We start from the raw sequence: 13,820 nt of genomic DNA, 5'->3' as shown, positions 1-13,820 counted from the left end.
CTCGAATCTCCCGGCGGCCATCATTGCACCGCCGTTCAATAATGTATAGACATTATCACGGAAGGCGATCGATGGGCCGCGAGCAGCGTTTTCATTTCGACCAGGCCCTGCTGCCGGGCGGCTGGGCGGTGGATGTCGCGCTCCTCGTCCGCGACGGGCTGGTGGCGGCGGTCGACGCGGGCGCGGCTGCGCCGCGGACCGATGCCGAACGCCACGCGATCGCGCTGCCGGGACTGCCCAACCTCCACAGCCACGCCTTCCAGCGCGGCATGGCCGGGCTGGCCGAGGTCAATCTGGGCGGCGACGACAGTTTCTGGAGCTGGCGCGAGACGATGTACCGCTTCGTCGCGCGGCTGACTCCCGACCATCTCCACGCCATCGCCGCCATGGCCTATGCCGAGATGCTGGAGACCGGCTTCACCCGGGTCGGCGAGTTCCACTATCTCCACCGCGATATCGGCGGCGCGGCGTTCGACGATCCCGCGGCAATGAGCCTCGCCATCGTCGAGGCGGCGGCCGAGACCGGGATCGCGCTCACCCACCTTCCGGTCTTCTACGCCCATTCGGGGTTCGGCGGCGCGGCGGCGGGCGAAGGACAACGGCGCTTCCTCCATGATGTCGACGGCTATGCGGCGCTGCTCGACCGGTTGCGCCAGCCGATCGAGGCGCTGCCCGACGCGGTGCTCGGCGTCGCGCCGCACAGCCTGCGCGCGGTGACGCCGGAGGAACTGGCGGCGGTCGCGGCGCTGGTCGGCGGCCCGGTCCATATCCATGTCGCCGAGCAGGTGAAGGAGGTCGAGGACTGCCTCGCCTGGAGCGGGGCGCGGCCGGTCGAATGGCTGCTCGACCATGCCGCCGTCGATGCGCGCTGGTGCCTCGTCCATGCGACCCACATGACCGACGGCGAGGCCCGTCGGGCGGCGGCCAGCGGCGCAGTGGCGGGTCTTTGCCCGATCACAGAGGCCAATCTCGGCGACGGCATCTTCCCGGCCGAGGTCTTCCTCGCGGCGGGCGGCGCCTATGGCGTCGGATCGGACTCGAACATATTGATCGACGCGAGCGAGGAATTGCGGCTGCTCGAATATGGCCAGCGTCTCGCCCATCGCCGGCGCAACCGGCTGGCCCCGCCGGGCGCCTCGGTCGGCGATACGCTGTACCGCTCGGCGCTGGCGGGGGGAGCCCGCGCGCTCGGCGCCCCGGCGGCGCTGGCGGTCGGCAATCCGGCCGATTTCGTGACGCTCGACGCCGATCATCCCTCGCTCGCGGAGCGCCGCGAGGGGCTGCTCGCCGACGGCTGGCTGTTCGCCGCCGGGCGGCAGGCGGTGGATGGGGTCTGGCGGCGCGGGCATCGGCTCGTTACGGCGGGTCGCCATGTCGATCGCGCGCGGATCGCCGCGCGCTATCGCCGGATATTGGGGGAATTGCTGGCATGACACGCATCGCGATCCACGATCGCATCCGCGGCGATATCGAAGGGCGGATCATGTCGGGCACCTGGGAGGCGGGGCACCGCCTGCCGCCCGAGCATGCGTTCATGGAGGAATATGGCTGCTCGCGGATGACGGTCCACAAGGCGATCGACGGGCTGGTCGATCGCGGCCTGATCGAGCGGCGCAAGCGCGCGGGCAGTTTCGTCGCCGCGCCCAAGGCCCACCGCGCCGCGCTGGAGATCCCCGACGTCGCCGGCGAGATACGGGGCCAGGGCAAGGACTATCGCCTCGGCCTGATCGCCCGGGTCGAACGCGAGGCCGACGGCCGCGACCGCGAACTGCTCGAGATCGAGTCCGGCCCGGTCCTCTCGCTGCAATGCCTCCACCGCGCCGACGGCAAACCCTTCGCGCTAGAGGAACGGCTGATCAGCCTCGCCGCGGTCCCCGCCGCGCGCGCCGTCGACTTCGCGCAGGAAAGCCCCGGCGCCTGGCTGCTCGCGCATGTCCCCTGGACCGACGCCCGCCACCGCATCACCGCCATCGCCGCCACCCGGCCGATCGCCGAGCGGCTGGCCGTGCCGCTGGGCAGCCCCTGCCTTTCGGTCGAGCGCTGGACCTGGCGCAGCGACGCGCGGATCACCTATGCGCGGCAGGTCTATCCCGGGGACCGCCACGCCCTGATAGCCAGTTTCCTGGCCTGAACGCGCCGGATCTCGTCCTCCGGCGAATGATAGAGCCGGGCCGTCCGAATGGCGACCGGCGCTCCGGCCGCGCGACGTCAACGCAATCGGTAGACCAGCCTCACGCCACCCGAATCCATGCCGCGGTTCTGATGGCTGAACAGCCTGCCATGGCTGAGATGAATCCATGATCCCTCGATCGCGAAACGATCGTTCAGCCGCCATCCCCCCGCCAATTCCGGCTCGAAGAGGATCGGCGAGCCGAGGTCCACGCGTCGGCCGCCACGATACGCCCTTTTCGGGCCGTCATGCAGGGCGAGGCCGATGCCGACGCGCAGATAGAGCGTCGAGCCGATGGTCCAGTCCAGCCCCGCGGCGACGTAGTTCGTCTGCCCCTTGAGGCTTATCGATGCAATCGCATGCGGCGAAGGCCGCCCAATCGCGCGCAGCCGGTCGAGCGGCGCGCCGATCCAGCCGGCCTTGATATCCTGCCCGTCCTCGAACTTCGTCTCCGACGTGGTGATGTCATGCTGGTATAGCCCGAGCCAGGCCTGATCGGCGACCGCGGGCGCTGGCGCGACCAGCACGAGCAAAAGCAGAAGTGATTTGCCAAGGATCGCCATCGCCCATGCACCCTCCAGGTCCGGGTTTCCGCCACGATCATAGATATCGATGATCTCAGCTAACTCCCATGGCAATAAGGGGCTTCTCCTGATGGGCGATTGCGACCGTCGGTTCATTATCGCAGCGTCGAGTCGGTGGTGTCTGGATGTTGATCGTATCGGGCTGATCGGCCGGATGCGGGGATCGGATCCAGAGGATGGATTGGACGGGAGAGATGCTCGGTGCGGCGTCCTGATTCCTTGTCGTTGCGCCGGATCGACGGAACGCCGCCGCGGGTCGAGGCGCGTAGCGGGGCGGGGGCCATCCCGCTGCGATGCGTCGGCGCGTTCCTGCTCTGCGCCACGGCCGCGCACGCGGCGCTGCATGCCGAGGCACCGGTGGGCATGGCGCTCCCCGGCGCGGGAAGTCCGGCCCATGCGACCGACATGTCCGATGCCACGGTCGAGCCGTCCCTCGTCATCACCGTCTTTCCCGGCGACAGGGGCGCAAATCCCGGCGAGGAAGAGCAGACCCCGTCTCCGCCGATCGGGCCGGTCGACGGCGTGGTCGCGCCAAGTCGCTGGACCGATCACGTCGCATCGGATCGATATGGTACCAGCGGCAGCAGGATAGGCCGGATCAAATGGGAAACGGGAGGCGTCTTCGCCTTCTACACCGCGATCAATGCTCCCAAATTCTCAAAGCCGACCAAGCCGTTTCATTTCAAGAAGGAGGGCTGGTTCGGGGCGGGGACGGACAGCCTGGGCGTCGACAAGCTGGCACACGCCTGGGACAGCTACATGATCAGCGAACTGCTCCATGCGCGGTTGCACGAGAAGACGGGGGGCGCCGCCGGCGACGCGACCACCGCCGCTCTCATCGCCATGGGCGCGATGGTCTACAGCGAGATGTACGACGGGATCGAAACCACCAGCGGCTTTTCATTCGAAGATATCGCGATGAACGCGGCAGGCATCCTCTTTTCGCTGGTCCGGAACACCGTTCCGGGGGTTCGGGAGAAGCTGGACTTCCGCCTGTTGCTGACGCCGAACTCGAACTTCTACACCCGGACGGGACGGGACCATTGGGCGCAGCAGCAATATCTCCTGGCGCTCAAGCTGTCCGGGTTTCGTCGCTTCGAGAACAGTCCGCTGCGGTTCGTCGAATTGCACAGCGGATATCGCGTATCGAACTTCACGCATAAGGCAATCGCGCGGGGCGAGATGCCGAAGGGTCATATATTCTTCGGCGTCGGCATCAACCTGCGCGAGCTGTTCTTCAAGGATTCCAGTTCCACTGTGGGACGTGTCGCGGGCACGGCGCTCGATTATCTGCAGGTGCCGTACACGGCCGTCCATCACGACTACTGAGGCATCGGGCGGTTGTTCGCCCGGCATGGGGTAAGACGCTTTCCGACCAGAGAGGACGCCATGTCCATCAACCTTGCATATAAGAGTTCGCTGTTGCTCTGTTCCATCTTCCTCGCGCTCGGTCCGGCGCATGGCGGTGGCTGGTCCAAGGCGAGCGATATCGGCCGCGCCGCGCTGGTGGGAACGGCGCTGGCCGTACCCGCCGCCCAAGGAGACTGGCAGGGCGATCTCCAGGCGGGCGGCAGCATCCTGCTCGCGCACGGCATGACCACCGGACTGAAGGAGATATTTCCGGAGAGGAGGCCTGACGGCGGTCGCAAGAGTTTCCCGTCCAAGCACAGCTCCGATGCCTTCGCAGCGGCCGCCACGCTGGAAAACCGTTATGGATGGGAAGTCGGGCTCCCTGCCTTCGTCGTCGCCACCCTGGTAGGTGTCGGACGCGTCGAGGCGCGACGGCATCATTGGTACGACGTGGTCGCGGGCGCGGCGCTCGGTACCGGAAGCGGACTGCTGCTCACCTCCAAAAGGAACGATCGGGCGCGGCTGGTGCCCTGGGGCGATTCGGGCGGAGGAGGTCTCACGCTCGCCTTAAGATTCTAGGCCGCAACCATTACGGCCGTGACGCATTGTCTTTCCGTTGGGGAGATAGCATGCGGCTCGACGACGAAAGCGAAAGCAGCAATTACGAGATCCGGTCGGGGCGCGGCGGCGGCGGCTTCGGTCTGCCGGTCGGCATTCCGCTCGGGCGCGGCGGGCTCGGTTGCGGGTCGCTGCTCGTCATCATCGTCATCTCGCTGGTGCTGGGCGTCAACCCACTGTCGCTGCTGGGCGACGGCGGCGGGCAGGGGCCGGTGGTGCAGCGGTCGCAGCCGGGCGAGGCGCCGGGTTCGCCGGGCGATGCCGCTGGCGCGAAGACCCCGGTGATGAGCCGCTCGCTCAAGGTGCTCGGCTCAACCGAGCGGGTCTGGGGCAAGCTGTTCGCCGACCAGGGCGGGGCGTATAGCCCGACCACGCTGGTCTTCTATTCGGGCGGTACCCAGGCGGGCTGCGGCTTCGCCGACGCCTCGGCCGGGCCCTTCTACTGCCCCGCCGACAAGCGCATCTTCCTCGACACGGCCTTCTTCGACGAGCTTGGCAGCCGCTTCGGCGCACCGGGCGATTTCGCGCAGGCCTATGTCATCGCGCATGAGGTGGGCCACCATGTCCAGGACCTCGAAGGCACGCTCGACAAGGTCCATGCCGCCCAGCGGCGGCTAAGCGAGCGCGAGGCCAATGCGTTGCAGGTCAAGGTCGAGCTGCAGGCCGACTGCTATGCCGGCGTCTGGGCGGCGCAGGACCGCAATCTGCTCGAACCCGGCGATGCCGAGGCCGGGCTGCGCGCCGCCGCGGCGGTCGGCGACGACACGCTCCAGAAGGCTTCGCAGGGCTATGTCGTCCCCGAGGGCTTCACCCATGGCAGCGCCGCGGACCGGCAGAAATGGCTGCGGGTCGGGCTCGACGGCGGCGATCCGGCGCGGTGCGACACCTTCGGGCCGGGAGGGCTGTGATGCAGCGCTGGCCAGACCGCCTGTGGATCGTCCGCCACGGCCAGAGCGCCGGCAATGTCGCACGCGACGCCGCGCACGAGGCCGAGCTCGATCGCATCGCGATCAAGGGGCGCGACGTGGACGTGCCGCTCAGCCGGCTCGGCGAGGAGCAGGCCGACGCGCTCGGCCACTGGTTTGCGGCGGGCCATGGCGACGACCGGCCCGACGTGCTGTTGTCCTCGCCCTATCGCCGCGCGCTGCAGACCGCGCGCCACTTCCGCGATGCGGGTGGGGCGGCGGCCGACGAACGCATCTGCATGGACGAGCGCCTGCGCGAGAAGGAGTTCGGCATCCTCGACGGGCTGACCACCCATGGCGTCGCCAATCATTTTCCCGATCAGGCCGCCTTCCGCCGTACGCTCGGCAAATTCTACCACCGCCCGCCGGGCGGGGAGAGCTGGGCCGACGTCATCCTGCGGCTCCGCTCGCTGCTCGACACGGTTTCGCTCCATTATGGCGGGCGGCGGGTGATGATCTTCGCGCATCAGGTCGTGGTGCTGTGCCTGCGCTACATCATCGAGAATCTCGACGAGGAGGGGATCCTCGCGATCGACCGCGAGGCCGACGTCGCCAATTGCTCGGTCACCGAATATCGATTCGATCCCGCCGCCGGCAAGAATGGCAACCTGGTGCTCGAACGCTACAACACCGTCGCGCCGATCGTCGCCGAACATGCCCGGGTGACGCGCGAACGCGATTCCATCGTGGCGGCACGCGGGTGAGCGCGAACCTGCCGCTCGACGCAGCCTGGCGCGCGGCCCACCCGCTGCCCTGGCATCATGCGGGGACCGACAAGAACCGGCGCGGCCGCGTGCTGCTGGTCGGCGGCAGCATGTTCGTGCCGGGGGCGCTCAGCCTGACCGGCGAGGCAGTGCTGCGTGGCGGTGCGGGCAAGCTGCAGATCGCGACGGTGGACGCGGCCGCGATGCATCTGGGCGTGCTCGTCCCCGAGGCGGCTATGATCGGCCTGCCGACCGACGACGACGGAGAGATCGGGCCGGGCGCCGCCGAAAGGCTGGTCGACGCGGTGCGGTCCTGCGACTGCCTGCTGATCGGGCCGGGCATGGTCAGCCAGCCGAGCGCCTGTGCGCTGCTCGAAGGGCTGCTGCCGCTGCTGCGCGAAGGGCAGGTCGCGGTGCTCGATGCCGCCGCCATCTCCTGCGCCCGCGCGCTGGCGCCACTGGTCGCCGCGCAGGAGGGCCGGGTGATCCTGACCCCGCATCATGGAGAACTGGCCAGCCTGACCGGGATCGACAAGGGCGACATCGACCATGATCCGCGCGATTCCGCGCGGGCGGTCGCCGCCGAATTCGAGGCGGTCGTCGTGCTGAAGGCGGCGGAGACGGTGGTCGCCGCCCCGGATGGCGCGACGCTGATCTATGCGAGCGACTGCGTCGGCCTCGCCACCGGCGGCTCGGGCGACGTGCTCGCCGGGGTGATGGCCGGGCTGGCCGCGCGCGGCGCCGATCCGCTGACGGCCGCCGGCTGGGCGGTCTGGCTGCATGGCGAGGCGGGTCGGGCGGCCGCCGCGAGGATCGGACCGATCGGCTTCCTCGCGCGCGACCTGCCGGCCGAGATACCCCGGCTGATGGCCGCCGCCGGGGACGGGGCGGCCGGCTGACCTAGCCCGATCGGATCAGGCGGGCGGCCATTCGGCGAGGCTGTTCCGGTCGATCGCGGCGATCGAGGTGGCGCCGGTCAGCGCCATCGCGACCCGCATCTCGGCCTCTACCAGCTGGAGCACATGCGCGACGCCGCGCTGCCCGGCGCCCGCCAGCGCATAGGCCCAGGCGCGGCCGAGCATGACGGCGTCGGCGCCGAGCGCGAGCAGGCGGACGACGTCGAGGCCCGAGCGCACGCCGCCGTCGGCGAGGATGGAGAGCGACCCGCCCACCGCGTCGGCGATCGGGGGCAGCGCGCGCGTTGTCGACAGCACCCCGTCGAGCTGCCGGCCGCCATGGTTCGACACGACGATACCGTCGGCGCCGCTCTTCACGGCCTCGCGCGCGTCCTCGGGGTCGAGGATGCCCTTGAGGATCAGCGGGCCGCGCCATTCGCTACGGATGAAATCGAGGTCGCGCCAATGAATGCCGGGGTCGAAATTGCCGCCGACCCAGGCGAAGAAATCCTCCATCCCCTTCCGCCCGCCCAACACCGGCGCGACATTGCCGAGATGATGCGGCCGGCCCATCAGCCCGACGTCCCAGGCCCAGCCGGGCCGCAGCATCGCCTGGCCGAGCCGGCGCAGGCGGCCGCCGAGCCCGGGGGCGCTGGACAGGCCGCTGCGGCGGTCGCGATAGCGGGTACCGGGCACGGGCATGTCGACGGTGAAGACCAGCGCCGAGCAGCCCGCCTCGACCGCCTGCGCCAGCAGGTCGCGCATGAAGGCGCGGTCGCGGATCATGTAGAGCTGGAACCAGAAGGGCTGGTCGACGCCGCGCGCCACCTCGCCCAGCGGGCATGCCGATACGGTCGACAGGGTGAAGGGGATGCCCGCCGCCTGCGCCGCGCGCGCCGCCTGCACCTCGCCGCGCCGTGCGGCGAGCCCGGCGAGCCCGATCGGCGCCAGCGCCACCGGCATCGCCATCGTGCGGCCGAACAATTCGGTCGACAGGTCGATCGCCGATACGTCGCGCAACACCCGCTGGCGCAGCGCGATCGCCTCGAGATCGGCGATGTTGCGGCGAAGCGTCACTTCGGCATAGGCGCCGCCGTCGATATATTCGAACAGGAAATGCGGCAGTCGTCGCCGCGCCGCCTCACGATAATCCAGAGCCGATGCGGCGATCATGGTTTACTGATTCCCATCGATTAGGCCGCGAAATTGCCGGCGAACGCGACCTGGTCGCGCGGCTTGCGGTCGCTCGGCTTCTCGCGTTCGCGATATTTCTCGGGCAGCACCTCGGGGCCGGCCTGGCGCCCGACCGCCGCCGCGGCATCGATCTTGAAATTGTCGGGCACGCCGAGTTCCTTCCGCGCCGCGTCGAAATCGACCCCCGACATGCCGTGCGCGCGCAGGCCCAGCTTCTCGGCCTGGAGCGCGAGCGACATCCAGGCGGCACCGGTGTCGAAACTGTGCGTATGGGACGGATTGCCGTTGAGATTGGTGTCCGACACGAAGAAGACCAGCAGCGACGTGTTCGCCGCCCACGCCTGGTTGGCGGGGACGAGCAGGCCCAGAAAGCGATCCCAGTTGGCATCGCCCTTCTCGGCGTAGAGCAGCCGCCAGGGCTGGGCGTTATAGGCCGATGGCGCCCAACGCACGGCTTCGAACAGGGCTTCGCGATCGGCGGTGGAGAGCTTCGACCCGTCGAAGGCGCGGGGCGACCAGCGATCGAGAAACTGGCGGTGGACCTGGGTGTCGCTGCTACGGTCGGTCATCGGGTTGTCCTTTCGTCGGCGTTTCGATCGGTACCGTCTTAGCGTCGGCGCAGGGCCGCCGCCAATGGCTGGATCGGAAAACGGCGTTCGCGAAAAGCGATCGCGGACGACCTGATGCGCGGGCGGATCAGGCGTCCCTTTTGCGCCTCTTCGCTCGGACGGGGGCGGCCGCTGCCTTTGCGCGTCCCAGGCCGGCCTTGATAGCCAACTCGCGGCGGGTCGCTGCGTAATTAGGGGCGACCATCGGATAGTCCGCCGGCAGCCCCCATTTTTTCCGGTAATCGTCGGGGGTCATCCCATAGCTGGTCTGAAGGTAGCGCTTGAGCATCTTCACCTTCTTGCCGGATTCCAAGCTGACCAGATAATCCGGTTTGATCGAAGACCGGATCGGAACCGCAGGCTTGAGTTCCTCGACGGGATCCGCCGCTGGCTGGCCCAGCTTCGTCAGCGTCGAATGAACCTTCTTGATAAGGTCGGCGACGTCGCCGACGGCGACCATATTGTTGGCCAGGTGCGACGCGACGATATCCGCGGTGAGTTCCAGCATAACTTCATCTGCCACGGGGCACCTCGCATATTTGTCTTTGGATGGGCGATCCTAACCGGGAATGGCGCTCGCGGAAACTCCATAGATAGGAGTCCCGAGCGGGCTGCGGGACCAACCTTCAGGACCTACCGTCTCGGCCAGACATGTTCGGCCCAGCGGGCCGTGTTCGAGCGGATCATCACGTCGATCAACATATCCGTCTCCGACGAGACGGCGCAGGATCTCGCGCTTTATATGTCCGCGTCGCTCGAAGGCATGACGTTGTTCGTCGGTCACGAGAGACCGCAGGCGGAACGTTCGCGAAGATGGACAAGCTCGCGGTGGAAAACCTGCCCAGCGTCGTTCGGGCGGCGACGGACGATATATTCCTGGAGGCGGACCATGAGGCAGGGCGACCGCAATTCTGACCGCAGCCCCCGCGGCAGCATGAGGTGGTCGATCAACCGATCGTCGGCATCGGCCAGCCGCTTCAAACCTTGACGCCTGCCACCTTCAGAGATCTGCGCAACTTGGCGTTGTAAAGAGGCTGGAGATGTTCGGCCAGCAAAGCGGCTTCCTCTCGAAGCCAGCGAATGAGCTGCGCCCGGCGTGGCTCTTCCATGCGTTCACGGATGGCGGTTATGCTGAGTGCGGCGAGCGGCTTTCCATTGGAAGCGATCGCAGCGCAGCCCAGCGTGCACATGCCCGGGATGAAAATACCGTCATTGAACACATACCCGTCCTCCCGGGCCGCCGGGATCAGGCCCCGGACGGTTGCCTGGTCGATATTGGGGAAACGGGCATAGCCTTCGCGGTTCGCGCGCAATGTTTCGTCGACCATGTCGTCGGGCATGGCCGCCAGAATGGCCAGACTTCCCGCGCCAATGCCGAGCGGACGGCGCTCGCCTAGCCATGGAGAGTTGATCTGCACGGGGAAATCGCCTTCCGCCCTGTCGATCACGACGCAGTCGGTACCGGCGGCGATCGACAGGATGACGGTGTCGCCGACTCGCTCGGCGAGTCGTTCGAGATGCGGGCGCGCCACGTCCACGACGCCGTAGCGATTGGCGGCGGCTGCACCGAGCTGCAGCAGGTCGAAACTGAGGAAAAAAGCGCTGCCCTCGTCGCCCTGCTCGACCAGGCCCTGCGCAGCGAGGCTACTCAGCAGCCGGTGCACCGTCGACTTGCTGAGCCCGGTGGCGTTTTCGACATCGACGAGCCTCGCGCCGTTCGAGTTGTGGGCTGCCACGGCACGTAGGATTGCGGCCACGCGTTCGATGCCTTGTCCTGCGCCGGACGATTTGGTTGTCATTCTATCGATGCCTTCAGGGTATCTGGTTACAGGTTGCGGTCAGGTTCGTATGAAGACCGGATTAATGGTCCTTCTTTCGATGTGCCAGCGCCCAGCTTGGCGCACATAGCTTTCCTCCACGTCCGCAACCGTATGTGGAACGGGATTTCGCGACGGCTCTTCCGACCGAAAGACCGTTAGCAGCAGCAGCGAATCGACTCTGTCGTCCTCCTGCCTCGTCAGCTGGAGATTGGAGACGAGATGACGAGTGATCAGCCTCGGCGTTTCCTGTCGCCGGCGCATCGCGATGCCGATCGCCTCGCCTCGCAGCTCTCCAGGGGTGGGGGCGCCCTCGCCATAGATCAACCGGGCATTCCCGGTGAACATCTCGGCCGTTTCCGCGGCCCGGCCGTGGTCCACCAGCCAATAGAAGCGGTGAATGAGAGCGGTGATGTCCCGCTCGATTTGATCGCCAACGTTCGCCTCGCCCCACATCGTTCACAAATCCCATTGACTGAAATGCCATCTCATCTTATGAAACGATTATTGCAGATGCACTGTGATATGCACATATATGTACCGATATATCTATAAAAATATCGGGCATAGGAACATTAGGTGGAGGGGGTAATGCGGGACGATCGGAAATATATCGGGATATCGAGCGTCGCGATCGCCGCTGCTCTGATCTGTCCCGCGAAGGCTTGGGCGGCCGAAACGGGTGCGGAGGACTCCGTCGAGATCGTCGTGACCGCGCAGAAGCGCGAGCAGCGGGTCAACGAGGTCCCGATGTCGATCAGCGCGCTGAGCGGCAAGGATCTGGCCGACAAGGGTATCGTCAAGCCGGGCGACCTCGAAAAGAGCGTGCCGGGCTTCAGCTACACCGTCAGCGGCTATCAGACGCCGGTCTACATCCTGCGCGGCGTCGGCTATTTCGAATCTTCGCTCGCGGCCGATCCGGCGGTGTCGGTCTATGTCGACGAGGTCAGCCTTCCTTATTCGGCGATGACGATCGGCGCCGGGCTCGACCTAGAGCGCGTCGAGGTCCTTAAGGGCCCCCAGGGTATCCTGTTCGGGCGCAATTCGACGGGCGGCGCGATCAACTATGTCGCGGCCAGGCCCACGGCCGACTTCGGCGCGGGCATGCGGGCGAGCTATCACCGCTTCGGCGAGGTGGAATTAGAGGGTCATGTCACCGGACCGATCAGCGATACGCTTCGGGTTCGCGTCGCCGCGCGGACCGATCAGGGTGGGGGCTGGCAGCGCAGTTATACCCGGCGCGACAGCCTGGGCGCCAAGGACCTCCTGGTCGGCCGTGCGATCGTCGAGTGGGCGCCGTCCGCGGCGTTCACGGCGCAGCTGAACGTCAACGGCTGGCGCGACCGATCGGACAACCAGGCGCCGCAACTGGTCGCACTGATACCCAAGACGCCGGCCAATATTCCCGACGTCCCGGGGACCTTCCTCTATCCGCTCTCGCCAGCGAACGATCGCGCGGCGGACTGGAATGCCGGTCGCAGCCTCAAGAACGACAACTCGCTCTGGCAGGCCTCGCTGCGGCTGGGTTACGAGCTGTCGTCCGACATATCGCTCACCTCGATCACGAGCTACGCGGACTATTCGCGCTATGCGCCGATCGATCAGGACGGTTCGACGCTCAACATCATCGACAGCCTCGATGTCGGCAGCATCAAATCCTTGTTCCAGGAGCTGCGCCTGTCGGGAACCACAGACGCGCTTACCTGGGTGTTCGGTGGCAATTACGAGCGCGACCGCATTTACGAGCGGCTGACCTCCTTCCTTGGGGACTCGACCGGCGGGAAGATCGCGGGCGTCCGGTATAACGGCGCCCAGGCAAACAACGTCCAGATCGCCAAGACATATGCCCTGTTCGGCAATGTCGAATATGAGATCCTGCCCGGCCTGAGCCTTCAGGGCGGCGCGCGTTACACCAAGGCCGACCGAAGCTTCGACGGCTGCAGCGGCGATGTGGGCGACGGCAGGTTCGCGGCCGCGTTCGTCGCCTTGCAGACCGCGCTGAAACGGGGTGCATCGCCCGTTGTGCCGATCGCGCCCGGCGAATGCACCAGCCTAGACGCCAACCTCGATCCCGCACGCCTCGTCACCACCTTCAACCAGGACAACATATCCTGGCGCGCGGGCCTGAGTTGGAAGGGGGAGGGCGGTCTGCTCCTCTATGCCAATGTCAGCCAAGGCTATAAGGCGGGCGGCTTCCCGACGACCACGGCCGCAACGCTGACCCAGTTCACCCCGGTGTCGCAGGAAAAAGTCGTCGCCTATGAGGCGGGCTTCAAGGTGCCGCTATGGGATCGGAAGATCCAGTGGAACGGCGCGATCTTCCGCATGGACTACACCGACAAGCAGGTGCGCGGGATCATTCCCGATCCGGTCCTGCGAACCGTCCAGGCGCTCGTCAACGTACCGAAGTCGAAGATCGAGGGGGTCGAGGGGCAGGTGCACATGCGCCCGACGCGGGGGCTCGATCTCGATTTCTCGGGCACCTATCTGCACACGCGGGTCGACGATTTCATCGGTCTCGACGTGTTCGGGCTTCGGCGGAATTTCGATGGGTCCCGCCTGCCGTACACGCCGAAATGGCAGGGGGTGGCGGACGCGCGCTATGCCTGGCCGGTCAGCAACGGCCTGTCGGCCTTCGTCGGCGGGCATCTGACCTATCACAGCGGCACCAACGCCCAGCTCGGTGGTGTGCCGGTGGTGGCCATCCGCGCCTATACCTTGCTCGACCTCAGCGCGGGTATCGAGAGCGCTGACGGCCGCTGGAAGGCCATGCTGTTCGGCGAGAACGTGACCAACCGATATTACTGGAACTCCGCCAACAGCATCAGCGACGTGGTGGTCCGCTATGCGGGCATGCCCGCGCGCTACGGCGTCAGCTTCAGCTTCCAATATTGATCAGCCAAACGCCGGGCCC

The 13,820-nt window shown here is 67.0% G+C and carries 14 protein-coding genes; 8 read left to right on the top strand and 6 right to left on the bottom strand.

Going from position 1 to position 13,820, the window contains the following annotated elements:
• The first annotated feature begins 71 nt into the window (after window positions 1-71).
• Together ASE22_RS05080 and hutC are read left to right on the top strand one after the other, a co-directional pair.
• On the top strand, window positions 72-1,433 hold the full coding sequence (locus tag ASE22_RS05080) for a formimidoylglutamate deiminase (RefSeq protein ID WP_056355766.1): 1,362 nt from the start codon (window positions 72-74) through the stop codon (window positions 1,431-1,433).
• Window positions 1,430-2,131, top strand: a complete 702-nt coding sequence (gene hutC, locus ASE22_RS05075; RefSeq protein WP_056355764.1) for a histidine utilization repressor — start codon at window positions 1,430-1,432, stop codon at window positions 2,129-2,131. Before ASE22_RS05080 ends, hutC begins: the two co-directional genes overlap by 4 nt.
• Window positions 2,132-2,208: 77 nt before the next feature.
• Here hutC and ASE22_RS27115 read toward each other — a convergent pair whose 3' ends face one another.
• Entirely contained in the window at window positions 2,209-2,850 is a 642-nt protein-coding gene (locus ASE22_RS27115) for an acyloxyacyl hydrolase (RefSeq protein WP_162248257.1), read from the bottom strand.
• A gap of 105 nt (window positions 2,851-2,955) precedes the next feature.
• On the opposite strand from ASE22_RS27115, the gene ASE22_RS05065 reads away from it, so the two are divergent.
• Genes ASE22_RS05065 through ASE22_RS05045 form a run of 5 tightly spaced genes read left to right on the top strand, consistent with a single transcriptional unit; the run spans window position 2,956 to window position 7,290 of the window.
• Complete coding sequence (locus tag ASE22_RS05065) at window positions 2,956-4,083, top strand: DUF2279 domain-containing protein (protein WP_235536490.1); 1,128 nt, start codon at window positions 2,956-2,958, stop codon at window positions 4,081-4,083.
• Window positions 4,084-4,143: 60 nt separating this feature from the next.
• Window positions 4,144-4,683, top strand: a complete 540-nt coding sequence (locus ASE22_RS05060; protein ID WP_082545668.1) for a phosphatase PAP2 family protein — start codon at window positions 4,144-4,146, stop codon at window positions 4,681-4,683.
• Between the two features lie 50 nt (window positions 4,684-4,733).
• Complete coding sequence (gene ypfJ / locus ASE22_RS05055; RefSeq protein ID WP_056355757.1) at window positions 4,734-5,630, top strand: KPN_02809 family neutral zinc metallopeptidase; 897 nt, start codon at window positions 4,734-4,736, stop codon at window positions 5,628-5,630.
• A complete protein-coding gene (locus ASE22_RS05050) occupies window positions 5,630-6,391 on the top strand; it encodes a histidine phosphatase family protein (protein WP_056355754.1) in 762 nt (253 codons plus the stop codon). The genes ypfJ and ASE22_RS05050 overlap by 1 nt, the downstream gene beginning before the upstream one ends.
• On the top strand, window positions 6,388-7,290 hold the full coding sequence (locus ASE22_RS05045) for an NAD(P)H-hydrate dehydratase (protein ID WP_056355752.1): 903 nt from the start codon (window positions 6,388-6,390) through the stop codon (window positions 7,288-7,290). The genes ASE22_RS05050 and ASE22_RS05045 overlap by 4 nt, the downstream gene beginning before the upstream one ends.
• A 15-nt stretch (window positions 7,291-7,305) precedes the next feature.
• Here the strand turns inward: ASE22_RS05045 and lldD are convergent, their stop codons facing one another.
• The 5 genes from lldD to ASE22_RS05015 form a co-directional block, all read right to left on the bottom strand.
• Window positions 7,306-8,460 (bottom strand): FMN-dependent L-lactate dehydrogenase LldD, encoded by a 1,155-nt coding sequence (gene lldD / locus ASE22_RS05040; protein ID WP_056355750.1) that lies wholly within the window; start codon window positions 8,458-8,460, stop codon window positions 7,306-7,308.
• 20 nt (window positions 8,461-8,480) lie between these two features.
• A complete protein-coding gene (locus ASE22_RS05035) occupies window positions 8,481-9,050 on the bottom strand; it encodes a nitroreductase family protein (protein WP_056355748.1) in 570 nt (189 codons plus the stop codon).
• Between the two features lie 127 nt (window positions 9,051-9,177).
• Window positions 9,178-9,597, bottom strand: coding sequence for a MucR family transcriptional regulator (locus tag ASE22_RS05030; protein WP_056355746.1), 420 nt, complete (start codon window positions 9,595-9,597; stop codon window positions 9,178-9,180).
• A gap of 469 nt (window positions 9,598-10,066) precedes the next feature.
• Entirely contained in the window at window positions 10,067-10,888 is an 822-nt protein-coding gene (locus ASE22_RS05020) for an IclR family transcriptional regulator (RefSeq protein ID WP_056355742.1), read from the bottom strand.
• A gap of 39 nt (window positions 10,889-10,927) precedes the next feature.
• The gene (locus ASE22_RS05015) at window positions 10,928-11,362 is read right to left on the bottom strand and encodes a nuclear transport factor 2 family protein (protein ID WP_056355740.1); all 435 of its coding nucleotides are present in this window, start codon (window positions 11,360-11,362) and stop codon (window positions 10,928-10,930) included.
• Between the two features lie 135 nt (window positions 11,363-11,497).
• Between ASE22_RS05015 and ASE22_RS05010 the strand changes: the two genes are divergently transcribed.
• Window positions 11,498-13,801 (top strand): TonB-dependent receptor, encoded by a 2,304-nt coding sequence (locus ASE22_RS05010; RefSeq protein WP_056355737.1) that lies wholly within the window; start codon window positions 11,498-11,500, stop codon window positions 13,799-13,801.
• Window positions 13,802-13,820 lie beyond the last annotated feature (19 nt).

Origin of the sequence: Sphingomonas sp. Root720 (genome assembly GCF_001428605.1) — a bacterium.
In the GTDB taxonomy this organism is placed as follows: Bacteria; Pseudomonadota; Alphaproteobacteria; order Sphingomonadales; family Sphingomonadaceae; genus Rhizorhabdus.
The sequence above is the reverse complement of the archived record's forward strand: the minus strand, read 5'-3'. Positions and strand labels throughout refer to the sequence as shown.

Coding starts and splice junctions, on each gene's coding strand:
- ASE22_RS05080 (WP_056355766.1), top strand. CDS start 72: ATGGGCCGCGAGCAGCGTTTTCATTTCGACCAGGCCCTGCTGCCGGGC.
- hutC (WP_056355764.1), top strand. CDS start 1,430: ATGACACGCATCGCGATCCACGATCGCATCCGCGGCGATATCGAAGGG.
- ASE22_RS27115 (WP_162248257.1), bottom strand. CDS start 2,850: ATGAACCGACGGTCGCAATCGCCCATCAGGAGAAGCCCCTTATTGCCA.
- ASE22_RS05060 (WP_082545668.1), top strand. CDS start 4,144: ATGTCCATCAACCTTGCATATAAGAGTTCGCTGTTGCTCTGTTCCATC.
- ypfJ (WP_056355757.1), top strand. CDS start 4,734: ATGCGGCTCGACGACGAAAGCGAAAGCAGCAATTACGAGATCCGGTCG.
- ASE22_RS05050 (WP_056355754.1), top strand. CDS start 5,630: ATGCAGCGCTGGCCAGACCGCCTGTGGATCGTCCGCCACGGCCAGAGC.
- lldD (WP_056355750.1), bottom strand. CDS start 8,460: ATGATCGCCGCATCGGCTCTGGATTATCGTGAGGCGGCGCGGCGACGA.
- ASE22_RS05035 (WP_056355748.1), bottom strand. CDS start 9,050: ATGACCGACCGTAGCAGCGACACCCAGGTCCACCGCCAGTTTCTCGAT.
- ASE22_RS05030 (WP_056355746.1), bottom strand. CDS start 9,597: ATGCTGGAACTCACCGCGGATATCGTCGCGTCGCACCTGGCCAACAAT.
- ASE22_RS05020 (WP_056355742.1), bottom strand. CDS start 10,888: ATGACAACCAAATCGTCCGGCGCAGGACAAGGCATCGAACGCGTGGCC.
- ASE22_RS05015 (WP_056355740.1), bottom strand. CDS start 11,362: ATGTGGGGCGAGGCGAACGTTGGCGATCAAATCGAGCGGGACATCACC.
- ASE22_RS05010 (WP_056355737.1), top strand. CDS start 11,498: ATGCGGGACGATCGGAAATATATCGGGATATCGAGCGTCGCGATCGCC.